The organism is Bacteroides sp. ET336 (assembly GCF_024733815.1).
Lineage (GTDB): Bacteria > Bacteroidota > Bacteroidia > Bacteroidales > Bacteroidaceae > Phocaeicola > Phocaeicola cellulolyticus.
Genome location: NZ_JANRHK010000024.1, coordinates 1 through 22,363, shown reverse-complemented (window position 1 = coordinate 22,363; position 22,363 = coordinate 1). Strand labels below are relative to the sequence as shown.

The following is a 22,363-nucleotide window of genomic DNA, read 5'->3' as shown; positions in this document are numbered from 1 at the left end:
GCATTTTGGATTATGGAAATGTACACAGAATTTATTATAAGGCTGGTTGTAGCCAGCCTTATGGGAGTTATAATAGGTCTGGAAAGGGAATACCGTTCAAAGGAGGCTGGATATAGAACTCATTTTCTTGTAGCCTTAGGAAGTGCGCTGCTGATGATTGTCTCTCAATATGGTTTTTCTGATGTGCTTGAGGCTGATCTTGTGAGACTCGACCCGAGCCGTCTTGCTGCTCAGGTAGTGAGTGGAATAGGTTTTATAGGTGCAGGTACTATAATACTGCTACAGAAGCAGATTGTACGTGGTCTGACTACTGCCGCAGGAATATGGGCTACATCTGGAATCGGGCTTGCCATCGGTGCCGGTATGTACACTATAGGAATAACCGCCACTGTACTTTTCCTTATTGGTGTGGAAGTTCTGAATTATTTCTTCAAAGGTATAAGCCTGAGGAGCATGATTGTGGAATTCTCTACACACAATCAGGATTCTCTGAAAAAGATTTCCGCATTGTTCAGCTCCCGTAATTTCATTATCAGTTCGTATGAGATGGAAGACCGGACAGACGGTAGTGGTACCCCCATACATTATGTTACTATGGTCGTAAAAGCCAAAAACATGAATGAGGAAGGCGTATTGCTGATGCTGCTCCATGATTTTCCTGAAATTACAGTTCATAGGATTATATAAATGAAAAAGTCCGGTAATTCCGGACTTTTCTTGTTTATTGTTTGTTTGAAATGTAAACCATTCCTTGAGCCCACAAACTCAAGGAATGGTTTTTCTTTTTTCACGTATGTTTCTACACCCAAAATTCATTCATCGCTTTTATTGCAAACATCATCAGAAATCACTATCTTTAAGGTTTTGTTTTTCCTTCTCCGATTTTTATATAATCTGTATTATGTTTAATTAGAAATTCTGAAATTATAAAGGGTATTCCCTTTTCCCTTTATTTTGCAAGCAACATCTTAATTTATTTGTTTTCCTTCAAATCGCTGAGAATTCGATTTTCTGGAGAAAATGATAACCAATCCGCAAATTTTGAATTTATAGAAAACGAAAAATGCTTTATCGTTCGGTTATGAAGATACGATAAAGCATTTTTCGTTATAACTTAATTTATCTGTTGTTCTAGCATTTCACTTTCAATCCTTCCAGCACTTTACGCATTTCCTCGTAAGTAGTGATTCTTGTAGGAACCAATGGAAGTCTCAGTTTGTTTTCTATCATGCCCATCATGCTGAGCATAGCTTTCACTCCTGCAGGATTTCCGTCCACAAACAGAAGTTTGAAGAGTTCCGTAAACTGATGATGTATTGTCAGTGCGCTGTTGTAGTCACCGGCCAATGCAAGTCTTGTCATACGGCTGAATTCTCTTGGGAACGCATTACCTATTACAGAGATTACACCCACGGCCCCCAGAGTTATCAGCGGGAATGTTATTCCGTCGTCTCCGGATATTACATCAAAGTTTTCAGGTTTCTTCTTGATTATTTCATCCATCTGCGAGATATCGCCCGACGCCTCTTTTATTGCTACTATATTGTCGAAATCATGTGCAAGCCTTAATGTTGTGGCTGCTGTCATGTTTACTCCCGTACGTCCAGGAACGTTGTAAAGTACTATAGGAAGCTTAGTTGACTGTGCAATGGCCTTATAGTGCTGGTATATACCTTCCTGCGAAGGTTTGTTGTAATATGGTACAGCTATCAGCAATGCGTCAACACCAGTCATGTCGTCATTCTTGATAGTGTCGATTACAGTCTGGGTGCAGTTGCTGCCCACACCGAGAAGTATAGGAACACGTCCGTTAACTCTCTCTATTACAAGTGATTTTATCTTTCTTTTTTCTTCAGCAGTCAATGTAGGAGTCTCTGCTGTTGTACCCAGTACACAGAGAAAATCTATACCGTTCTGTACCTGATATTCCACCAGTCTGAGCAGTGAATCGTAATCAACGCTTCCGTCTTCTTTGAATGGTGTGATTAGTGCCACTCCCATTCCTTTCAATCTTTTTCGTATCATAAATTAATGAATTCCTCGTTTGTGAATTACAAAAGTACTAATATTTTCATTTAAAACTATATTTCTATCACTTTTTTTGGTTAAGTTGATAAAATTTTGAACTAAAACAATTCCAACTGTATGTTCCCTTTTGCTTTTTTCGGCTTTTCTTCCACCGTTTCAGGAACCACAGTTGCTGCAGGCTTGTCTTCCTTCACAGTAGTCTTTTCTGCATTTTCTATCAGCTCCAGGAATTCTTTTTCGTCCATAATCTTTATTCCCAGTTTCTGTGCCTTTTCCAGTTTGCTTGGCCCCATATTCTCACCTGCCAGAATGAAACTTGTCTTCTTCGAGATACTTCCCACATTCTTTCCGCCGTGCTTCTCTATGATGTCCTTGTATTCGTCCCTTGAATGAACGGCAAATACTCCGCTTATCACTATCGACTGCCCCTCAAGGATGTTCGATACAGCTGCTGTTTCTTCGGCTTCCATTTCCATTTTCAGTCCCGCAGCTTTCAGTCTGGCCACCAGTTCACGGTTCTTTTCGCTGCTGAAGAAATGTATTATACTCTCCGCAATTTTCTCTCCTATTTCGTCTATGGCCATAAGTTCTTCCTTGCTGGCCGACATCAGAGTGTCAATATTTTTTATTGAACGTGCAAGCTTTTTCGCCACTGTTTCACCCACGAATCTTATACCCAGAGCAAACAATACTCTTTCGAAACTTACCTGTCTCGAAGCTTCCAGACCCGCCATGATGTTCTGTGCCGATTTCTCTCCGAATCGTTCCAGACGTGCAATATCCTGCTCGCGCAGATTATACAGGTCGGCTGCATTGCCTATCATTCCTTCCTGATAGAACAGGTCAACCGTTTCAGGTCCCAGTCCTTCTATGTTCATGGCCTTACGGCTTATGAAATGCTCTATCTTGCCCTTGATTTGCGGAGGACATGAATCCTCGTTCGTGCAATAATGTGCCGCTTCGTCATCAAATCTGGTCAGCGGTTCTCCACATTCCGGACAGTGTGTGATGAATTTCACAGGCATGCTGTCAGGAGTCCTCGAAGCAATATCCACCCCCGTTATTTTCGGGATGATTTCGCCTCCCTTTTCCACATAAACCATGTCACCCTCGTGCAGATCCAGACTCTCTATAATGTCCGCATTGTGCAGCGATGCCCTTTTCACTATCGTACCCGACAGCTGTACCGGATCAAGGTTTGCCACCGGTGTTATGGCTCCCGTACGTCCCACCTGGTATGTCACCTTCTGCAGCTTCGTCAGAGCCTTTTCCGCCTGAAACTTATACGCTATGGCCCATCGAGGCGATTTCGCCGTATATCCCAGGTTCTTCTGCTGTCTGATGGAGTTCACTTTCAGTACAATTCCGTCGGTAGCCACAGGCAGGTTCTTTCTTTCCGTATCCCAGTATTTTATGAAGTCGAACACCTCCTGTAGAGTCTTCACCTTGCGTGTAGTGTCCGAAATCTTGAATCCCCATTTGCGTGCTTCCTGCAGATTTTCGTAATGTCCGTCACATGGCAGGTTGTCACCCAGAAGATAATAAAGATATGCGTCAAGCTTTCTCGATGCCACTACAGACGAGTTTTGCAGTTTCAGCGTACCCGAAGCCGCGTTTCTCGGGTTGGCAAACAGAGGCTCCTCACGTGCCTCACGTTCCTTGTTCAGCTTCTCGAACACCTCCCACGGCATAAGTATCTCACCTCGTATTTCGAATTCCTTCGGATAGTTGTCACCTTTCAGAACCAGAGGAATGGTGCGTATTGTCTTTACGTTGTTTGTCACATCGTCACCTTTCACTCCGTCTCCACGTGTAACTGCACGCACCAGCTTGCCGTTCTCGTAAGTAAGTGATATCGAAGTGCCGTCGAATTTCATTTCGCAGCAAATTTCGAAGTCCTCGTTAAGCGATTTTCTCACCCTCTCATAGAAGTCCGTAACCTCCTCCTCAGAGTATGTGTTACCCAGCGAAAGCATAGGATACCTGTGTTCCACCTGCACGAAATCCTTGTTGATATCGCTTCCCACCCTCATTGTAGGTGAGTTCTCGTCATATGTTTCCGGATATTTGGCTTCCAGATCCTGCAGTTCGCGCATCATATGGTCAAACTCGATGTCGCTTATCACAGGCGAATTCAGTACATAGTAATTATAATTATGTGTGTGAAGCTCTTCACGCAGCTGATATATTCTTTCAATTTCAGGATTTGTCATAATATTTACGATGTTAGCAATGCAAATTTAGCAAAAAAACTCATCCTGCCGCCATAAGTACGGAGGATAATGTGTATTTTTGCAACTACTAACAACTAAAAACAAAAAACTCCCAAACTATATATGAGAATAGACATTATAACAGTATTGCCTGAGATGATTGAGGGCTTTTTCAACTGCTCGATAATGAGCCGTGCGCAGAAAAAAGGTATTGCAGAGATTCACATCCACAATCTTCGCGACTATACTCTCGACAAATACCGTCGTGTTGACGATTATCCTTTCGGCGGTTGTGCCGGTATGGTGATGAAGATAGAGCCTATCGACCGTTGCATCACAGCCCTTAAGGAACAGCGTCATTACGATGAAATAATCTTTACAAGTCCCGACGGCGAGAAGTTCGACCAGCCTATGGCCAACACTCTTTCCATGAAGGAAAATCTCATGATTCTTTGCGGACATTTCAAGGGAATCGACTACCGTATCCGTGAACATTTCATCACCAAGGAAATAAGCATAGGCGACTATGTCCTCACCGGTGGCGAGCTTGCCGCTGCTGTCATCACCGACGCCATCGTACGTATCATCCCGGGAGTGATTTCCGACGAACAGTCAGCCTTGTCCGATTCTTTCCAGGACAATCTTCTGGCTCCTCCCGTATATACCCGTCCTGCCGAATACAAAGGCTGGAAAGTGCCTGATATCCTTCTTTCAGGTCATGAGGCAAAGATACGCGAATGGGAATTCCAGCAGTCGCTCGAACGTACCAAACGTCTTCGTCCGGACCTGCTTCAGGATTGAGAAAAAGTATTATAGTATTAGAGTGATATAATAATATTATAAGGTGTAAAAACAGAAATCCCGTGAAACATTCAGTGATTGCTTCACGGGATTTCTCTTTATTTCTTTATATATTATTACACTTCCAGTGCCCCGATAATATCGCGTACCGATGAATATCCGTGGCGTTCCAGATAGTCGTTGATACCTTCAGCCACTTTCACTGTAATGGCAGGATCGATAAAGTTCGCCGTACCAATCTGGATGGCAGTTGCACCTGCCAGCATGAACTCTACAGCGTCTCTCCAGTTCATGATACCTCCCAGTCCGATTACAGGAATCTTCACAGCCTTAGCCACCTGCCAGACCATTCTCAGAGCGATAGGTTTCACTGCAGCACCGCTCATACCTCCGGTGATAGTCGAAAGCACCGGTTTGCGCTTTTCGGCATTGATAGCCATACCCAGCAGAGTATTGATAAGCGACACGCTGTCCGCACCTGCACCTTCAGCCGCACGAGCTATTTCAGTGATGTCAGTCACGTTAGGCGAGAGCTTCACGATAAGAGTTTTCTTGTAAACATCTCTTACTGCTTTTACCACCTCTTCGGCACCCTTTGCAGTCACACCGAAAGCCATACCTCCCTGTTTCACGTTAGGGCAAGAGATGTTCAGTTCGATAGCCGGAATGTTCTCCAGTTCGTTGATGATACGTGCAGTTTCCGCATAGTCTTCAATCTGCGAACCCGACACGTTCACTATCATGTTAGTCTTGATATCCTTGATCTTCGGATAGATGTTTTCCACGAAATAATGTACACCCTTGTTCTGCAGTCCCACAGCGTTCAGCATACCCATCGGAGTCTCTGCCATACGCGGATAAGGGTTACCTTCGCGGTGATGCAGTGTAGTACCTTTCACTATGATACCGCCAATCTTTTCCAGGTCCACGAAATCTTCGAATTCCAGACCGTAGCCGAAAGTTCCCGATGCAGTCATCACCGGGTTAGCCATGTTCAGCTTTCCTATGTTTACGCTTAAATCTGCCATAATAATTTCTTATAATTAAATACCGGACCCTCTTTACATACACACACGTGACCTTCCTGAGTGTTCTCCACGCAGCACAGACATGCACCTACGCCGCACGCCATTGTATTCTCCAATGACACCTCACATTCAATGTCGTTCTCCTTCGCATATTTAGCCACAGCCATCATCATAGGTTTCGGACCGCATGTATAAATCATGTCGAACTTCACATTCTTCAATACACTGTGCATAGTCACATAACCCTTTTCGCCGGCCGAACCGTCTTCGGTAGTGGTATAAACCTCACCCAAAGCCTTGAACTCGTCAAGTTGCAGAAGGTCGTTTGCCGAACGTGCTCCCAACAGGAATACAGGCTTGCAACCCATCTTCTTCAGAGCCTCGCCCATGTACAGCATAGGAGCGGTACCAACACCTCCGCCCACAAGCAGAAGCTTCTTTTCTGTACTTTCAGGCATTGTAAATCCGTTGCCCAGCGGAAGAACCACGTTCACCGTATCACCCTTTTCCACAGTGGCAAGTTTTCTTGTTCCGTCGCCTACCAGTTGTACAAGGAACCACACTTCGTTATTCGCGCGGTCAACATAGTTTATTGAAATCGGACGTCGCAGGAAAGTCGTGTTCGAACCGTCGATACGTATTTCCGCAAATTGTCCGGGAAGCATTTCAGGAAGCGGTTTGTCCTGTGTCAGCTTTATGAGAACATAGTTGTTGTGCAGACGTATGTTCTCTGTTACAGTCAAATCTAAAATGTATTTTTTCATAAAAAACCGGATAAAATCATTTTGGATACAAAGATAGTGCAAACCGAGTGAAGTACAAAGTGAAAACTCCGTTTTCAACTTTTAATTCCAAGGTGCCGCCTGTCTTATTATATATAAGGTGTAACTCCTCTGCAGATCTGTTAAAGTTCAGTCCCGTATTTACTTGTTTTCCGGTTTGAACACCTCAAAAGTGCCGTTATCATAGAAAATTCTTATTTCAGTGATTTTCGGAGTAGGCTTTTCTATATATCTAACCACCTCTTTTTCAGATTCTTTAGGTGCATAAGCAGGTGTTTCCGATGTCTTCTCCTTGCGAAAATCGAAATAAAACTGCCCGCTGCCCGTGTTTTCCGGATTCTCGGCGTTTTCAAACAGAGGCATGCCGCCTGTTCTTTCCGGGCTATCGTCTGCCGTTGCATGGTCGTTCCTGTCGGACATGTCTTTTTCCGTGTCCGAAGTGTACATGTTGCCTTCACCGTACAAAATCCAGTTAAGGCTTATCGAAGGGAATGATTTGTGGATTCGCTTCACCACATCCAGACTCGGATTGTTCCTTCCGCTGAATATATGCGATAGCGACGATGTCGAAATTCCTATTTTATCTGCGAAGTCGGCGTTGCTTAAACCTGCCGAACGCATGATTTGGATGATCCTGTCCTTCATTTACAAATGGAATTATAATTTTTTATTTCGTTACAAAGGTAAACATAAGATTTTACAAAACAAAATTTACAACAATAAATGTAAATATTACAAATGTAAATACAAATGTAAATCATATACAAGAGTAAAACTTTACAAGTGTATATTCCTTTAATCTTAACTTTGTATATTATAGCTAATATCTTGATTATATATCAGTTACATATATGTATAAATGTACATTCAGACCGTTTTTGCCCATATATGGCCTTTTTCTGTATATCACTTAAAGCCAATTCTTGCATATTTCGTCTAAATATCTGAAATATAGCGTATTATATCTGTGTATATCCTATGTAAACTTATACATTTACACATGTGAAGTGTTTAGTAGTCAATTAGTTACAGTTGTATTCCCTACCCTATTACAATTGTATATCCGCTTATAATTGTCATGAAATTTACTTTTGTATATACAAATGTTACCTATTTACATATGTAATTTTACAATAATAAGCGTCTTTACTCATTACAGATGTAAACCTCACTACCGTTTATTTACAAAATCGCTGAGAATTGAAAATTTCCGTACAGATGTATAATTGCCCGTAAATTTTAAAATCTCGTGCCATTTGCCATTTGTAAGTGTATAGGCACAAAAAAAGCCCCATCCCTGTAAGGATAGAGCTTCTGTTATGCTGTTTTTGCTATATTCCGTAATATTCTACCGTCGCCTGACCGTAAACATCAGTGTAGAATGAAATAGACGAGTTCTCTGAGCAGTTCTCCCGGCGACAGTGATACATTACCTATTCCTTTCGATCGTGCGTCACAGAGCCTTATTTGCGTTATGATGTTCATCACCTTCACACCCGTATAAGCTTTCATGCCCGCGATATACTCTTTTGCCAGCCATGGCGACTTCAGTCCCAGGTAAGCCGCCACACCGTTTTCAGTGCGTTCCGGCGCGTAATACGCCACCATCAGGTTCGAGAAGTAGTTGAACAGCAGCGCCAGTGTAGGCTGCAGCGGATTACTCTTCGGATTATCGCTGAAGTACTTCACAATCTTGTTCGCCTTCAGCGTATCCTTCGTTATAAGCGCGTTTTTCAGCTCGAAGTTGTTATAGTCCTTGCTTATACCGATATTCCTTTCTATCTCCACCGGAGTAATCCTGTTCCTGTCCTTAGGCATCGTGATGATAAGCTTGTCCAGTTCCCCCGCCAGTCTGTTCAGGTCGTTTCCCACGAATTCCGCCATCAGTTGTGCCGCAGTGTCGTCAATCTCCATCTTCCGCCTTTTCATGTACGTCGTGATGAACCCCGGCAGCAGATTTTCCTTCAGCTTCTTCGATTCGAACACCACGCCGTTCTTTTCTATCTCCGCCACAATCTTCTTCCTTCTGTCCAGAGTGCCGTGCTTGTAGCAGAACACGAGGATAGTCGATGTAAGCGGTTTCTGCATGTAGAACGACAGCTCCTCCCACGATCTCAGGTTCTGCGCTTCCTTCACCACCACCACCTGATGTTCCGACATCATCGGATACCGTTTCGCGTTGTTCACCACGCTCGCCATGTCAGTATCCAGACCATACATAATCGTCAGGTTGAATTCCTTCTCGTTTTCGTCCAGCGCTTTTTCCACTATGTAGTCCGAAATTCTGTCTATGTAGTAGTCCTCTTCACCCATCAGCAGATAGACCGGTGCGAACTTTCCGTTCTTTATGTCCTTGGCTATATCTTCGTAAGTCATGATTTATTTAAATTATTCCGTGTTGGTTTTAGGGTTTCATCCCGTTTTATTAACTTTGTAGTTGATAAATTTCCGTTACAAAAATTGTATCGGACAAAACAATTAATGCAAATATACGAAATGTTATCATTAAACCTGCCATCCGCGCCTCTTAAAATTGCCGACGTCAGCGGCAAGAAACAAGTGTTTGATATTTTAAGGAAGAAATACGTAGCCCTTACTCCCGAAGAATGGGTACGCCAGCATTTTGTCCACTACCTCATCACTCACCGCGGCTATCCGTCCGGACTCCTTGCCAACGAAGTCAGCATAAAGCTCAACTCCACATCGCGCCGTTGCGACACCGTGCTTTATTCCCCTTCGCTTTCTCCCCGCATGATAGTCGAGTACAAGGCCCCCGATGTAAATATTTCTCAACAAGTTTTCAATCAGATTACCCGCTACAACATAGTTCTCAAGGTCGATTATCTGATTCTCACCAATGGCATCACCCATTACTGCTGCAAGGTCGATTACAACAGCGGCCGTTGCACATTCCTTCCATCCGTTCCCCTTTACACCGATTTGTAAAAAAAACGGACAGGACCGCACATGGAAATTGTTCCTCCACGTTTCCGGTCCTGTCCTTTATTATATTAGAAATTCACCTGTTTTCTTATTCGTCCTGGCTTGCCGAAGTTCTGGTTCTTCTTGTCGGTTTTGTTTCCTTCACTTCAGTTTCCACCGGAGCCACACCTGCAAGTTCCTGGTCAACCATGATTCTACCGCAGTACTCGCATACAATGATTTTCTTTCTCATTCTGATGTCAAGCTGTCTCTGAGCCGGAATCTTGTTGAAGCAACCGCCGCAAGCACCTCTCTGCACGTAAGTGATACCAAGTCCGTTTCTTGAGTTACCTCTGATGCGTTTGAAAGCCTGCAGAAGTCTGGGTTCGATACCAGCTTCGATAGCCTTTGCGTTTTCTCTCAGTTTTTCCTCTTCCTGTTTTGTTTCGGCTATGATTTCGTCCAGTTCGTTTTTCTTGTCTTCCAGATCCTTTGTTCTTTCTTCAAGAGTGTTCTGGCTTTTCACTATCTCTTCTTCTTTAGCCTTGATCGAAGCGTTAGCCTCTTTTATTCTCTTTTCGTTCAGTTCCACTTCCAGCGACTGGAATTCAATTTCCTTAGTCAGCACGTCATATTCGCGGTTGTTTCTCACGTTGTCCTGCTGAGTCTTGTATTTTTCAATAGAAGCCTTTGCAGATTCGATGTCAATTTTTCTTGTAGCCACATTCTGCTTCAGTTCCTCTATTTCAGTCTTGATTTTTTCGATACGTGTGTTCAAGCCTGTTATTTCGTCTTCCAGGTCTCTTACCTCAAGTGGTAATTCTCCTCTCAGTGTCTTGATTTTATCCATTTCAGAAAGGATAGTCTGCAGTTTGTACAGAGCTTTAAGTTTCTGTTCCACGCTTACTTCCGAAAGGTCTTTTTTTGCTTCTTTAGCCATAGTCTTATAAATATTTAATTGGGTTCGTATTAATTCTTGTCAGTTCAGTTCTCAGCGACGGGAATTTTCTGTTCAGCAAGTCCTGAATTATTTCCTTCGTATATTGTTCGCTTTCGTAGTGTCCTATTTCCGCTGCCAGAATCTTGTCTTCGTAGTAGAAATAGTCATGATACTTTATTTCTCCAGTCACGAACGCGTCGGCATGCTGTTTCACTGCCTTTTCCATCAGGAACGCACCTGCACCTCCGCAGATTGCCACTTTCGTAATCAGTCTTCCCGTCAGTTTCGTGTGCTTCACGCATCCCGTTTCAAACGTCTTCTTCACGTGTTTCAGGAATTCCGTTTCCGTCATCGGTTCCTCCAGCTCGCCAATGGCACCCGCTCCGGCAGTCAGCCATTCCGGCATCTTCCTGTCGCCCGTATCGTTCTTGCAGCCGTCTTCCTGCTGCATATACTCTTTAGGGTCCAGCACCGTAACGTTCTTCAGTCCTATTTTCTCAGCTATCTTATAGTTCACCCCGTTAGGCGCATTGTCCAGGTTTGTGTGCATCGAGTAGATTGCTATCTCGTTTTTTATAGCCGTCATGATGCACCTTTCCGTATAGTCCTTTCCGGTGATCGACTTATATCCTCTGAACATCAGCGGATGATGCGATATAATCAGGTTAATTCCCTGATTTATAGCTTCTTCCACCACCTCTTCAGTAACGTCCAGACACAATAAAGCCCCTGTAGCTTCCACGTCTGTCAATCCCACTTGCAGTCCGGCATTGTCAAATCCGTCTTGCAGGGGCAGAGGCGCGAATATCTCAAGGGCGTCAATAATTTCCTTAATTTTCATATTTGCGAATAAATTCACTGCAAAAATACAAACAAAGTGCGTTGAATAAATTACGGGACGAGAAAAATTAAGATTTTTTTGCAGAATATTTCTCTTCACAGAAAAATACACTATATTTGCAGTAGCGAAACGGCTGTTTCCGAAACAGCTGTTTCGGAAATCAGAATAAAAAGGAATAAGTCTATGAAATTTTTTGACAGAACAGAAGAAATTGCGTCTCTTCGTGAAATTCGAGAGATGGCAAAAAATAACGCACAGTTTACGGTAGTTACCGGACGGCGACGTATCGGCAAAACATCACTGATATGGAAAGCATATGATGATGCTCCCATTCTATATTTCTTTGTCGCTCGCAAAGCGGAAAGTGATTTGTGCGAAGACTATCGGCTTGAAATTGAAAACAAGTTGGGAATCCCTACTATAGGACGTGCCGAACATTTTGCCGATATGTTCGAGTTTCTGATGAAACTTTCAATAGAACGTCCGGTCACGCTGTTTATTGATGAATTTCAGGATTTTTTTCGTGTGAACAAGTCTGTGTACAGCGACATGCAGCGCATTTGGGACATATACAGTCCGAAAGCTCATATGAACCTGATTGTTTGTGGTTCAATTTATTCCATGATGACGAAAATATTCAAGGACAAAAAAGAACCGTTATATAACAGACAGACACGTTTTATGACTGTACGTCCGTTTACGCCATCTGTTTTAAAGGAAATTCTGTCTGAATATCATCCTGGACACACGTCAGAAGATCTTTTGGCTCTATATTCTTTTACCGGAGGTGTAGCAAAGTATGTACAGTTGCTTGTCGATGCCGGAGCAACGAGCAAGGAAAGAATGTTGGAACAAATCGTAAAGGCCGATTCCATTTTTCTTGGAGAAGGTAAATCCATACTTATTGAGGAGTTTGGCAAAGACTACGGGATTTATTTTTCTATTCTTTCAGCTATAGCAAGAGGTAAAACCTCCCGTTCGGAAATAGAAAGTGTAGTTGGTAGGGAAATAGGTGGCTATCTGACAAAATTGGAAAACGAGTACGAAATTATCGCCAAGAAGCAACCCCTGTTTGAAAAGAGCTCCACGAAGAATGTCCGATATACTATAGAAGACAATTTCTTCACATTCTGGTTCCGTTTTATATATAAATATAGCTATATGTTGGAAATAGAGAACTACGAGAGTTTGAAGACAATTATAAATCGTGACTACGAAACATTCAGCGGTCTGATGCTGGAACGTTATTTCAGGCGCGTGCTTATCAACCGTCAAGCCTATACGCGAATCGGCGGATGGTGGGACCGCAAAGGTGAGAATGAAATAGATATTGTGGCAGAGAACGAGTTGGACAATCAAGCTACCTTCTTCGAAGTAAAACGTAAGGCTGGAAACATTGACATTGAAGTGCTGAAACAGAAGGCATCAGCTTTCTTGCGTGCCACTGGCGAGCTCAAAGGATATGACATATCTTACAAGGGACTGTCAATGGATGATATGTAATATATAATAACGGCGTGAACACCTTTTTGTGCACACGCCGTTATTTGTAGTATTTTTCTCCAATCAATACGCTCTCGCGAACAACACTCTTCTTGCCGAAGGCTTTCCTGTCACCATATCCACACCCGGAGTCAGGCTTTCCTCGTCAGCTTCGAAAGGCAGACATCTGATAGTAGCCTTAGTCTCTTCCTTGATGCGTTCCTCAGTTTCTGTAGTACCGTCCCAGTGAGCCAGGATGAATCCACCCTTTTCAATCTGTTCCTTGAACTCATCGTAAGTATCCACCTTCACGATATGTTCGTTTCTGAATTTCAGAGCCTTCTGGTAGATATTGTTCTGGATATCCTCAAGCAGGTTCTTTACATATTCCTCTATGCCGTCGCATGAACGGGTTTCTTTCTCCAGAGTATCACGACGCATAACCTCCATAGTGTTGTTTTCCAGGTCGCGACCGCCCATTACCAGTCTCACAGGCACACCCTTCAGCTCGTAGTCAGCGAATTTGAATCCCGGACGCTTGTTGTCGGCGTTGTCATATTTCACAGAGATACCCATGCTTCTCAGCTTGTTCACGATGCCGTCAACTTTCTCGTTAATCTGGTTCAGCTGTTCCTCGTTCTTGTAGATAGGAACGATAACCACCTGTATAGGAGCCAGATGCGGAGGAAGTACCAGACCGTTGTCATCAGAGTGAGTCATGATAAGCGCACCCATCAGACGTGTAGATACACCCCATGAAGTAGCCCAAACATAATCCAGCTTGTTGTTCTTATCCACAAACTGCACGTTGAATGCCTTCGCGAAGTTCTGTCCCAGGAAGTGAGAAGTACCGCACTGCAGTGCCTTACCGTCCTGCATCAGACCTTCAATAGTGTAAGTGTCAAGCGCACCCGCAAAACGTTCGTTGGCCGATTTCACACCCTTGATAACAGGCACAGCCATGAATTTCTCGGCAAAGTCGCCATACACGTGCAGCATCTTCTGAGCTTCAGCTTCAGCCTCTTCTCTAGTAGCGTGAGCAGTGTGACCTTCCTGCCACAGGAATTCCGCAGTACGCAGGAACAGACGTGTACGCATTTCCCATCTCATTACGTTCGCCCACTGGTTACACAGGATAGGCAGGTCTCTGTACGAGTTGATCCAATTCTTGTAAGTACTCCATATGATAGTTTCCGAAGTCGGTCTGATGATAAGTTCCTCTTCCAGTTTTGCGTTCGGGTCAACAATCACTCCCGATCCGTCTTCGGCATTTTTCAGTCTGTAATGTGTCACTACAGCACATTCCTTAGCAAAACCTTCTACGTGTTCAGCCTCCCTGCTCAGGTATGATTTAGGGATGAGCAGCGGGAAATATGCGTTCACATGTCCTGTTGCCTTGAACATGTCATCCAGCTGTCTCTGCATTTTTTCCCAGATGGCATATCCGTAAGGTTTTATCACCATACATCCTCTCACAGGCGACTGTTCAGCCAGGTCCGCCTTGACCACCAGGTCATTATACCATTGTGAATAGTTTTCACTTCTTTTGGTCAGTTCTTTCAGTTCTTTAGCCATAGCTATTTTTATAATTTGTTTTATGAGTGTGCAAAATTAATAAAAAAAGCGTACAGTATCCCACAGTACGCCAAAAAAGTTATTCCTGATAGTCATAATACCATCTGAATGTATTTCCGAATTCCATTCTCATCCTGTTTCTTTCCTCGTCCTTCGATTTGTAGGTATCCATCTGCCTGTACCTGTATCTCTCCATCAGTTTGTGGCAGGTGCTGTCCTTGTCTTCAATTTCGAAGCTCCACTGCGGATTTTTCTCCTTATACATTATGGCAGCCTCCTTGAAATATCTTGTCAGCGAGTCCCCCTTAATCCTGAAGTCCGCCACAGCCTTTGCAAATCCGTCCATATCCTTCTGCAGCATAAGCCCAGCCAGATAATACAGCCTCGCATTGTAGCAGCTGTCCCCCTTGTATGCCATCCTTTTCAGATACTCCATTCTCCTTTCCCCCGGAGCAGGCCTTTCGCCTATCAGAGCATACACCGAGTCGTTCGTATATCTCAGGGTCTTGCTCGAGTCGTTGTCGAAGAACATCCCGTCAGATTTATAGTATTGCGGATATTCGAACAGCAGTTCCCCCGTTTTCCCCTCTTTAGTCATGGCTAGCATCCTCAGAGCTGTGAGCGTCCTAGTGGTCCTCAGCGACTTTGCGGCACATTTCAGCGCCTTTTCGTTCATGTCCTTCGCCATCAGGTTCTCCATTCTCAGTTCGTTGTGCAGAAACCTGTCCGTGTTTCCCAGACACAATGTTCCCACCGACATCAGCAGCATCAGCGCGATGTTCCATATCATCGACTGCTGCAGGTCAGTATTCTGGCTGTTCGGTATTCTCAGCACCTTCCTTATCATCACCACCGCCACCACGAACAGAACCGTAGCCACAGGCATCACCCACCACCAGGCATATGAGAACCCTTCCATATACAGATTTCTTCCGAATCCCGTCATCGTCACCAGTCCCAGAAACGACGGCAGATAAGCCAGTGCGCTCACTCTTCCCCTGAGCCTCATTAGCAGGTTCAGTCCCCACCTCATTATCAGCAGGATGGTAATGATGATTATTGTTGCCGGCACTATATTGAATTCCTTGTAGCCGTGCGACATCGAATAATGTATAGCCTCCAGCAAGTCCTTTTGGAAATACCCCAGATAAACAGTTGCAAATATAATGAACAGCCCGCCGCACACCAGATTAGTCAGGCGTGCGGCAGTTCTGTTATATTTCCTGTAACCGTAATTACTGTTGTATCCCATAATCAATTCTTAACTCTTTTCAGCACCACTGCAGTTCTTGCAGGCAGATAAAGTTTCAGCCATTCCTTCTTTTCCTTTGCATACATCGGATCGGCGCATGTAAAGTGAGTTATGCTGTCGTCGTTGAAACCGAATCCTCCGAAATCTTTGCTGTCAGTGTTCAGCACCACCTTGTACGAGCCCTTAGGCACCAGGAATCCGTAGTCGGTGAACGATCTTGTCGGGCTGAAGTTGAATACGAAAATCAGATCCTTTCTTCTGTACGCCAGTACCTGATCGCCGTCGTTGTGCCATATTTCCACCACGTCAGTCTTCTGTATGTTCTTCACGCTTCTGATAGTTTCCACCATCTTCTGGTCGAAATCACCCAGATAGTGATAGCACAACTCCTTGTTATCCACCAGGTTCCACTGTCTTCTTGCATATTTGTACGACCATCCGTTGCCGTCTCTCGGGAAGTCAATCCATTCCGGATGACCGAATTCATTACCCATGAAGTTCAGGTAACCGCCGTTGATAGTCGAAGCCGTCAGCAGTCTTATCATCTTGTGCAGAGCCATACCCCTCTGTATCACTCCGTTCTCGTCACCCTTCTTGAAGTGCCAGTACATATCCGCGTCACACAGTCTGAAGATGATAGTCTTGTCGCCCACCAGCGCCTGGTCGTGACTTTCGCAGTACGAAATAGTCTTCTCGTCCTTTCTTCTGTTTGTCACCTCCCAGAACAGGCTCGACGGTTTCCAGTCCTCATCCCTTCTCTCCTTGATAATCTTTATCCAGTAGTCAGGAATGTTCATCGCCATTCTGTAGTCGAATCCGTAACCGCCGTCCTCAAACGGAGCAGCCAGTCCCGGCATACCCGAAACCTCCTCGGCTATAGTGATAGCCCTGGGATTTATGGAATGTATAAGCTTGTTAGCCAGAGTCAGATAGCAGATGGCATTGTCATCCTGATGACCGTTGTAGTAGTCACCATAGTTGCAGAACGCCTCTCCCAGTCCGTGGCTGTAGTACAGCATCGAAGTCACGCCGTCGAATCTGAAGCCGTCGAACTTGAATTCCTCCATCCAGTACTTGCAGTTTGAAAGCAGGAAGTGCATCACCTGGTTCTTTCCGTAGTCGAAGCACAGCGAGTCCCACGCCGGGTGTTCCCTTCTGTCCCCCTGATAGAAATACTGGTTCGGATCGCCTGCAAAGTTGCCCAGACCTTCCACCTCATTCTTCACCGCATGCGAGTGCACAATATCCATAATCACCGCAATGCCCATCTGGTGAGCAGTGTCGATAAGCTGTTTCAGTTCGTCCGGCGTACCGAATCTTGACGACGGAGCGAAGAAGCTCGACACATGATATCCGAAGCTGCCGTAGTACGGATGTTCCTGTATCGCCATAATCTGTATGCAGTTATATCCGTCCTTCGCAATTCTAGGCAATATGTTTTCTCTGAATTCGTTGTACGTACCCACCTTTTCCGCATCCTGAGCCATACCTATATGGCATTCGTAAATCATCAGCGGTCCCACATTAGGGATGAATACTTTCTTCTTGAATTTATATGGTTTTGCCGGATCCCACACCTGAGCGCTGAAAATCTTTGTATTTTCGTCCTGCACCACTCTTGTGGCCCATGCAGGGATACGTTCTCCGCATCCGTTGCTCCAATACACCTTCAGTTTGAACAGGTCGCCATGTTTCATGGCCTTTCCCGGCAGTTCTATTTCCCAGTTTTCGGTTTTCTTGATTTTGTTCAGTTTATATTCCGGTGTCTCCTTCCATCCGTTGAAGTCACCCACCAGATATATGGCAGTGGCATTCGGGGCCCATTCCCTCAGTACCCATTTAGTCTCTTTCCCCTCTTTGATCTTATGTAAGCCGAAATATAAATGTCCTGATGCGAATTCTTCCAGAGAGCATCTTTTAGTCAGTTCCTTTTCTTTTCTTATCACCATTTCGTGTCTTCCGTTAATGGCGTCTGCATATGGTTCCAACCACGGGTCATTTTTAATAATGTTCAAGACTTTGTCCATAATTATTTAAGTTTTTAAGTTCGTGAGTTTTTAGGTCAGTCCGTTGAAATCTGACCTCCCTACCTACAAAAATACATTAATTTTTCAAGGAAAGAAAAAAAAACTAAAAAAAAAGCCCGAAAGCCCTCCTTTTTGTTATGATTTTACATTTTTTTGTCATCCAGGAGCCTTCCATTCTTAAAAGTTCCTTTTCTGATGACTTTTCCTCCGGCATCCTTTTCTATGAATTCCCCGTCTTTTTTGCCGTTCTTGAATTGACCTTCGAACACCGTTCCGTCCTTTTCAGTCAGCACGCCCTTTCCGTGTTCCTTTCCTCTCACGAAGTCACCCGTATATACCGAGCCGTCAGTCATCTTCAGCTTGCCTTTTCCTTCGGCCATATTGTTCTTCCAGCTGCCTTCGTATATGTCGCCGTTCGCCCAGACGTACCTTCCGTGTCCGTTCCTTTCGTTGTTCTTCCATTCTCCGGTATAGACAGCCCCGTTCGCCCATTTGAACGTCCCCTTGCCGTCCTGCTTCCCGTTTCTGAACTCACCCTCGTAAGTATCCCCGTTCGGGTACGTATAAACGCCCCTTCCCGTTCTCTCTCCGTTGGCATATTCACCCTCATATCTCTCCCCGTTGTGGAAGTAATACACACCTTTTCCGTCCTGCATGTCATCCTTCCATTCTCCGGTATATTTGTCGCCGTTCGTATAAGTAAACGTACCCTTTCCATGTCTGAATCCGTCTCTCCATTCCCCTTCGTATTTCGATCCGTCTTCCCATGTCATGTTTCCTTTTCCGTCCTTCAGGTCATCTTTCCATTCCCCTTCATACACAGCGCCTCCGGCCCATACATATTTCCCGTGTCCGTTTCTTTTGCTTCTGCTCCACGTTCCCGTATATATGTCTCCGTTGAAGTAGTCCATCACACCTTCACCCTCCTGCATGTCCTCCATCCACGTACCCTTGTACATGTTGTTGTTCGCAAAGTAGTAAGTGCCCTGTCCCTGCTTCATGTCCTCGCTCCATTCTCCTATATACCTTTCGCCGATGTTCAGCATCATCGTGCCCTCACCATTCCTTTTGCCTTTGGTATATTTACCCTCGTACATGTCGCCGTTCGGATACACCGTCCTTCCCATGCCGTTCGGTTTTCCCCTTTTCAGCTGTCCGGAATATTCCGCCCCGTTCTTAAACTTATAGTATCCCACGGCCAGTTGTGCTTCCGCCATTCCGCACGCCATCATCACACACACAGCCAACCCGTATATTCTCAAATTCATAATCCTTCCTTTCTTTTGAAAATTAAACATTGCCCGCCACTATCTCGACCATTCCGTTCCAGTCCAGATACTTTTCCGCCAGCTCCATAATCCTTTTCTCCGTTATATTCTTTATCGACTCCACTGATCTGTCGAAGAAATTCTCGTCCGTACCGGCAGTATGCACATAAATCCACGCCTCCGTTATCGACAGCGCGTTCTCGTAAGCCCTGCAGATGTCCCCCATCATATAGTTCTTCACCATGTTCAGTTCATCCCTGTCGGCAAGCGTACTCTTCAGCCTGTCCGTCTCCGCCTTCACCTCTTTTATAACGCTCTCCACATACTCGTTGCCCGTTTCCGTGCTTATCACCAGCATGCTCAGTCCCGGATACGACACTATTCCCGAACCTATGCCGTAGGTATAACCCTTGTCCTCCCTGATGTTCTTCATCAGCCTGCTTCCGAAGTATCCGCCCATAATAGTGTTCAGCACCTTCAGGTCTAGGAAATCCTCATGCATCCTGTCCGGCAGGAAACAGCCAATCTTCACCGAGCTCTGCATTCCGTCCTTTTTCTCCACAGTCACCCTCTTCTGCACGGCCCCCCTCGGTTCCGGCATCACAGGATTGGTCTTCTTTCTGTTCTCGCCCCATGGAGTATCCCCGAAATGCTTCTCAATGCACTTCAGCACCCTGTCCGTAACCCTTCCGGCCACGAACATCGTACAGTTGTCCGAGTAGTAGTTCTCCCTGTAGAAATCCTTCAGCATCTCCGCCGACAGCCTCTCGTAGTCCTCGGTTTCTGCAAATCTACCCAGCGGATGTTCCGGACCGAACAGCTCCTTGTTAAGCCTTTTTCTCGCCATCACCTCCACCCTCTGAGCGTTCACCAGATACATCTGCTTGTTGGCTTCCGTCACAATCCTCAGTTCCCTTTCAGGAAACACAGGCTCCTTCACCATCTGCGCCAGCACCCCGATAGTCTTCTCAAAGAATTTTCCCAGCGAGTAAAGAGTGATGAATCCGCTGTTCACCGACGACGACAAGTCCAGCCATGCCCCGTAGAAGTCCAGTTTCTCGGCTATTTCAGCCGAAGTCATCTTCCTTGTACCCTCCCTGAGCATCCTGTTTGTCATCATGGCCTGTAGCGGGAAACTCTGGTCCAGCTGTCCGCTGCCAATCACCAGATCCAGTCTTATCACGTCCTCCATTCCGGTATCTATGATGTTGAGAGCCACGCCGTTAGGCATGATTTTCTTTACCGGTCTTTTTATATTGAAATCGGCTATACAGTCTATAGCCGGCATAGTTCTTCTGTCCACTTTCGAAATTTATAATTGATTCATTGATATGCAAAATTACGAAGAAATTCATAAATTTGTATGCAAAATAATGCAAAAGAATACAATACCTTTCCAAAACCGCTGTCAAAAATGAAAACTTGTATCATATGTATCGGGTCAAATCACAACCCCTCCTCCAATATCACAAAGGCCGTTGAAACCCTCTCAACCCTTTTCCCCGGCATCCTCTGGGGCGAAACCGTTGTCACCCCTGCCGAAGGCGTTTCCGTCCCTGTCCCCGACTATCACAACCGCGCCGCCGTCTTCACCACCAGCATGGGCATATCCGAGTTGAAACACCGCTTCAAGGAAATAGAAAAAGCCTGCGGACGCGGATCAGATTCCAAGTCCACAGGCATTGTACCTTTAGATATAGATTTGCTCCAGTACGATGGAGAAATACTCAAGCCCCGTGATATGCAGATGGGGTATGTCAGAAAAGCGCTGAAAGATATAATATTACCGAACAATGATTGATAAAGTTAAACTGAAATCTATAATTCTTCAATTTCAGTTTCAGTCAGTCCGGTCACCTTTACTATTTGTTCCATAGGAATTCCTATTTCTTTCATAGTGCGGGCATTTCTTATTCTTTCTTCAGTTATACCTCTAGTTATGCCTTCTGTTATGCCTTCAGCTCTACCTTCCGCTCTACCTTCCGCTCTACCTTCCGCTCTACCTTCAGCTCTACCTTCAGCTATGCCTTCCGCTCTACCTTCGGCTATGCCTTTCGCTCTACCTTCCTCAATTCCTTTTTTCCATCCGGCCTCCCTTGCATCTTCTTCCACAATCCGGCTCACTCTATATCTGTCCAGAGCTTTGTCATACGCTATACGGTCTTCCAGCGAAAGATTTGCCACTGCCGCAAGTTCATTCAGTCTGTTAAACACCTGTTCTTTCAGCGCGTCAGGCATTCTGTTCCAATGTTGCATATTTTTAAGAGTATAAATAAGTTTGTCATATAAAGTTTCACATTCTCCGAGTTCCTTAGTGAAATACGGGAACTGCAGATAAATCTGTCTGAAGTGTGTATTGATAACCTTCCCGTTTTCACGGTCAGCAATTACAGTATCCGTGCGGAATTTTTCATCAAGTCCCGGCTCTTTGAAATTCATCAGGAAAATGCCATACACAGTCGATAATTTATACCTGGCCCCATAACTCTCTGCGTTAGGTTCACCTAGGAACAGTTCGTCATCATTCTTCACTCCAATGCCTTCATCTCCTGTTACCGGTTTCAGTTCCCGTTCCTTTTTCCTTTTTTCCCTGACATTCTCCACCTGCCTTCCTATAGCCCTGCACATATAGAACAGCGTACGGTCTATGAAATTACTGTGCGATCTGTTTTGCATTTCCACTATGATATATTCTCCTGTCGATGTCAGGCAATATAGGTCATAGATTATACCGGCATCATCGATATTGTCCGAATTGTTTTCCTTGTCCAGGAAAGTCAGATTTTCTATATGATGTTCTCCCTTTAGCAGTTCGTTCAGCAATGTGATGAGAAGTTCCTTGCTGGCCGGTTGCCCAAAAATGATTTTGAATCCCAGATCCGTAAAAGGATTCACAAAATGTCCCAAACCGATGTTCCTGTAACTCATATTCTAATACATTTCTATTTGATGCTGTACCTGCAAATATAATGTTATTTTGCAATCTAACCAAATTCGTCGCACAATGAAGGAAAATTAGTCAAATTGTAACTGGTCACCCTGTCCAAACAACTAAAAACTGACAACTCTTATTTAACAATCCACCTCTCCACATTCCTCTTCTCATAGCTGAAGTTCACACCCACTTTCACCAGCTTCCTTCCGTCACATTCGAAAGGCAGCGCATAGTCCTTGCTCTCTATCTGTTGCATTGCCTCTTCCGCT

At 44.7% G+C, this 22,363-nt stretch carries 20 protein-coding genes; 5 read left to right on the top strand and 15 right to left on the bottom strand.

Translation table 11 applies throughout. From position 1 onward, the window contains the following. Window positions 1–12 precede the first annotated feature (12 nt). A complete protein-coding gene (locus NW213_RS15310) occupies window positions 13–687 on the top strand; it encodes an MgtC/SapB family protein (RefSeq protein WP_258323324.1) in 675 nt (224 codons plus the stop codon). 444 nt (window positions 688–1,131) lie between these two features. On the opposite strand, the gene dapA is transcribed toward NW213_RS15310, so the two are convergent. Together dapA and ligA are read right to left on the bottom strand one after the other, a co-directional pair. Beyond that, window positions 1,132–2,025, bottom strand: a complete 894-nt coding sequence (gene dapA, locus NW213_RS15305) for a 4-hydroxy-tetrahydrodipicolinate synthase (RefSeq protein WP_258323323.1) — start codon at window positions 2,023–2,025, stop codon at window positions 1,132–1,134. 101 nt (window positions 2,026–2,126) lie between these two features. Continuing rightward, the gene (ligA, locus tag NW213_RS15300) at window positions 2,127–4,241 is read right to left on the bottom strand and encodes an NAD-dependent DNA ligase LigA (protein ID WP_258323322.1); all 2,115 of its coding nucleotides are present in this window, start codon (window positions 4,239–4,241) and stop codon (window positions 2,127–2,129) included. 123 nt (window positions 4,242–4,364) lie between these two features. On the opposite strand from ligA, the gene trmD reads away from it, so the two are divergent. Further along, on the top strand, window positions 4,365–5,042 hold the full coding sequence (trmD, locus tag NW213_RS15295) for a tRNA (guanosine(37)-N1)-methyltransferase TrmD (protein ID WP_235340343.1): 678 nt from the start codon (window positions 4,365–4,367) through the stop codon (window positions 5,040–5,042). Window positions 5,043–5,158: 116 nt separating this feature from the next. Here trmD and NW213_RS15290 read toward each other — a convergent pair whose 3' ends face one another. The 4 genes from NW213_RS15290 to holA all read right to left on the bottom strand — a co-directional run bounded on the left by NW213_RS15290 (window position 5,159) and on the right by holA (window position 9,228). Beyond that, complete coding sequence (locus NW213_RS15290) at window positions 5,159–6,070, bottom strand: dihydroorotate dehydrogenase (RefSeq protein ID WP_204393594.1); 912 nt, start codon at window positions 6,068–6,070, stop codon at window positions 5,159–5,161. Continuing rightward, window positions 6,058–6,834, bottom strand: a complete 777-nt coding sequence (locus NW213_RS15285) for a dihydroorotate dehydrogenase electron transfer subunit (RefSeq protein WP_154042730.1) — start codon at window positions 6,832–6,834, stop codon at window positions 6,058–6,060. Before NW213_RS15285 ends, NW213_RS15290 begins: the two co-directional genes overlap by 13 nt. Window positions 6,835–6,993: 159 nt before the next feature. Next, window positions 6,994–7,497, bottom strand: coding sequence for a helix-turn-helix domain-containing protein (locus NW213_RS15280; RefSeq protein ID WP_258323321.1), 504 nt, complete (start codon window positions 7,495–7,497; stop codon window positions 6,994–6,996). A 726-nt stretch (window positions 7,498–8,223) separates the two neighbouring features. After that, a complete protein-coding gene (gene holA / locus NW213_RS15275; RefSeq protein WP_258323320.1) occupies window positions 8,224–9,228 on the bottom strand; it encodes a DNA polymerase III subunit delta in 1,005 nt (334 codons plus the stop codon). A gap of 120 nt (window positions 9,229–9,348) precedes the next feature. Here holA and NW213_RS15270 point away from each other — a divergent pair, with 120 nt between their 5' ends. Continuing rightward, window positions 9,349–9,798 (top strand): type I restriction enzyme HsdR N-terminal domain-containing protein, encoded by a 450-nt coding sequence (locus NW213_RS15270; RefSeq protein ID WP_258323319.1) that lies wholly within the window; start codon window positions 9,349–9,351, stop codon window positions 9,796–9,798. Window positions 9,799–9,883: 85 nt separating this feature from the next. On the opposite strand, the gene NW213_RS15265 is transcribed toward NW213_RS15270, so the two are convergent. Beyond that, entirely contained in the window at window positions 9,884–10,714 is an 831-nt protein-coding gene (locus tag NW213_RS15265) for a zinc ribbon domain-containing protein (protein ID WP_204393590.1), read from the bottom strand. Window positions 10,715–10,718: 4 nt separating this feature from the next. Then, window positions 10,719–11,555 carry a Nif3-like dinuclear metal center hexameric protein gene (locus NW213_RS15260; RefSeq protein ID WP_235340339.1) on the bottom strand — a complete coding sequence of 279 codons (837 nt, stop codon included), beginning with the start codon at window positions 11,553–11,555 and terminating at the stop codon, window positions 10,719–10,721. Window positions 11,556–11,738: 183 nt separating this feature from the next. On the opposite strand from NW213_RS15260, the gene NW213_RS15255 reads away from it, so the two are divergent. Beyond that, window positions 11,739–13,058, top strand: coding sequence for an ATP-binding protein (locus tag NW213_RS15255; RefSeq protein WP_154042724.1), 1,320 nt, complete (start codon window positions 11,739–11,741; stop codon window positions 13,056–13,058). Window positions 13,059–13,121: 63 nt separating this feature from the next. Here NW213_RS15255 and proS read toward each other — a convergent pair whose 3' ends face one another. The 5 genes from proS to NW213_RS15230 form a co-directional block, all read right to left on the bottom strand. After that, a complete protein-coding gene (gene proS / locus NW213_RS15250) occupies window positions 13,122–14,612 on the bottom strand; it encodes a proline--tRNA ligase (RefSeq protein WP_154042723.1) in 1,491 nt (496 codons plus the stop codon). Window positions 14,613–14,691: 79 nt separating this feature from the next. Then, window positions 14,692–15,864, bottom strand: a complete 1,173-nt coding sequence (locus tag NW213_RS15245) for a DUF6057 family protein (RefSeq protein ID WP_258323318.1) — start codon at window positions 15,862–15,864, stop codon at window positions 14,692–14,694. 2 nt (window positions 15,865–15,866) lie between these two features. After that, window positions 15,867–17,891 carry an alpha amylase C-terminal domain-containing protein gene (locus tag NW213_RS15240; protein WP_258323317.1) on the bottom strand — a complete coding sequence of 675 codons (2,025 nt, stop codon included), beginning with the start codon at window positions 17,889–17,891 and terminating at the stop codon, window positions 15,867–15,869. 143 nt (window positions 17,892–18,034) lie between these two features. After that, complete coding sequence (locus NW213_RS15235; protein ID WP_258323316.1) at window positions 18,035–19,159, bottom strand: phosphatidylinositol-4-phosphate 5-kinase; 1,125 nt, start codon at window positions 19,157–19,159, stop codon at window positions 18,035–18,037. A gap of 22 nt (window positions 19,160–19,181) precedes the next feature. Continuing rightward, window positions 19,182–20,447 carry a pitrilysin family protein gene (locus NW213_RS15230; protein WP_258323315.1) on the bottom strand — a complete coding sequence of 422 codons (1,266 nt, stop codon included), beginning with the start codon at window positions 20,445–20,447 and terminating at the stop codon, window positions 19,182–19,184. A 126-nt stretch (window positions 20,448–20,573) separates the two neighbouring features. Between NW213_RS15230 and NW213_RS15225 the strand changes: the two genes are divergently transcribed. Further along, window positions 20,574–20,960 (top strand): 2-amino-4-hydroxy-6-hydroxymethyldihydropteridine diphosphokinase, encoded by a 387-nt coding sequence (locus NW213_RS15225; protein WP_258323314.1) that lies wholly within the window; start codon window positions 20,574–20,576, stop codon window positions 20,958–20,960. Window positions 20,961–20,977: 17 nt separating this feature from the next. On the opposite strand, the gene NW213_RS15220 is transcribed toward NW213_RS15225, so the two are convergent. Both NW213_RS15220 and NW213_RS15215 read right to left on the bottom strand, forming a co-directional pair. Further along, a complete protein-coding gene (locus NW213_RS15220; protein WP_258323313.1) occupies window positions 20,978–22,087 on the bottom strand; it encodes a PD-(D/E)XK nuclease family transposase in 1,110 nt (369 codons plus the stop codon). A gap of 140 nt (window positions 22,088–22,227) precedes the next feature. Next, window positions 22,228–22,363 (bottom strand): PD-(D/E)XK nuclease domain-containing protein (locus tag NW213_RS15215; RefSeq protein WP_258323335.1); only part of this gene is annotated, 136 nt, incomplete at its 5' end.

Coding starts and splice junctions, on each gene's coding strand:
- dapA (WP_258323323.1), bottom strand. CDS start 2,025: ATGATACGAAAAAGATTGAAAGGAATGGGAGTGGCACTAATCACACCA.
- NW213_RS15240 (WP_258323317.1), bottom strand. CDS start 17,891: ATGGACAAAGTCTTGAACATTATTAAAAATGACCCGTGGTTGGAACCA.
- proS (WP_154042723.1), bottom strand. CDS start 14,612: ATGGCTAAAGAACTGAAAGAACTGACCAAAAGAAGTGAAAACTATTCA.
- NW213_RS15260 (WP_235340339.1), bottom strand. CDS start 11,555: ATGAAAATTAAGGAAATTATTGACGCCCTTGAGATATTCGCGCCTCTG.
- NW213_RS15290 (WP_204393594.1), bottom strand. CDS start 6,070: ATGGCAGATTTAAGCGTAAACATAGGAAAGCTGAACATGGCTAACCCG.
- NW213_RS15220 (WP_258323313.1), bottom strand. CDS start 22,087: ATGAGTTACAGGAACATCGGTTTGGGACATTTTGTGAATCCTTTTACG.
- NW213_RS15280 (WP_258323321.1), bottom strand. CDS start 7,497: ATGAAGGACAGGATCATCCAAATCATGCGTTCGGCAGGTTTAAGCAAC.
- holA (WP_258323320.1), bottom strand. CDS start 9,228: ATGACTTACGAAGATATAGCCAAGGACATAAAGAACGGAAAGTTCGCA.
- NW213_RS15235 (WP_258323316.1), bottom strand. CDS start 19,159: ATGAATTTGAGAATATACGGGTTGGCTGTGTGTGTGATGATGGCGTGC.
- NW213_RS15225 (WP_258323314.1), top strand. CDS start 20,574: ATGAAAACTTGTATCATATGTATCGGGTCAAATCACAACCCCTCCTCC.
- NW213_RS15255 (WP_154042724.1), top strand. CDS start 11,739: ATGAAATTTTTTGACAGAACAGAAGAAATTGCGTCTCTTCGTGAAATT.
- NW213_RS15265 (WP_204393590.1), bottom strand. CDS start 10,714: ATGGCTAAAGAAGCAAAAAAAGACCTTTCGGAAGTAAGCGTGGAACAG.
- NW213_RS15245 (WP_258323318.1), bottom strand. CDS start 15,864: ATGGGATACAACAGTAATTACGGTTACAGGAAATATAACAGAACTGCC.
- NW213_RS15270 (WP_258323319.1), top strand. CDS start 9,349: ATGTTATCATTAAACCTGCCATCCGCGCCTCTTAAAATTGCCGACGTC.
- trmD (WP_235340343.1), top strand. CDS start 4,365: ATGAGAATAGACATTATAACAGTATTGCCTGAGATGATTGAGGGCTTT.
- NW213_RS15310 (WP_258323324.1), top strand. CDS start 13: ATGGAAATGTACACAGAATTTATTATAAGGCTGGTTGTAGCCAGCCTT.
- ligA (WP_258323322.1), bottom strand. CDS start 4,241: ATGACAAATCCTGAAATTGAAAGAATATATCAGCTGCGTGAAGAGCTT.
- NW213_RS15285 (WP_154042730.1), bottom strand. CDS start 6,834: ATGAAAAAATACATTTTAGATTTGACTGTAACAGAGAACATACGTCTG.
- NW213_RS15230 (WP_258323315.1), bottom strand. CDS start 20,447: ATGCCGGCTATAGACTGTATAGCCGATTTCAATATAAAAAGACCGGTA.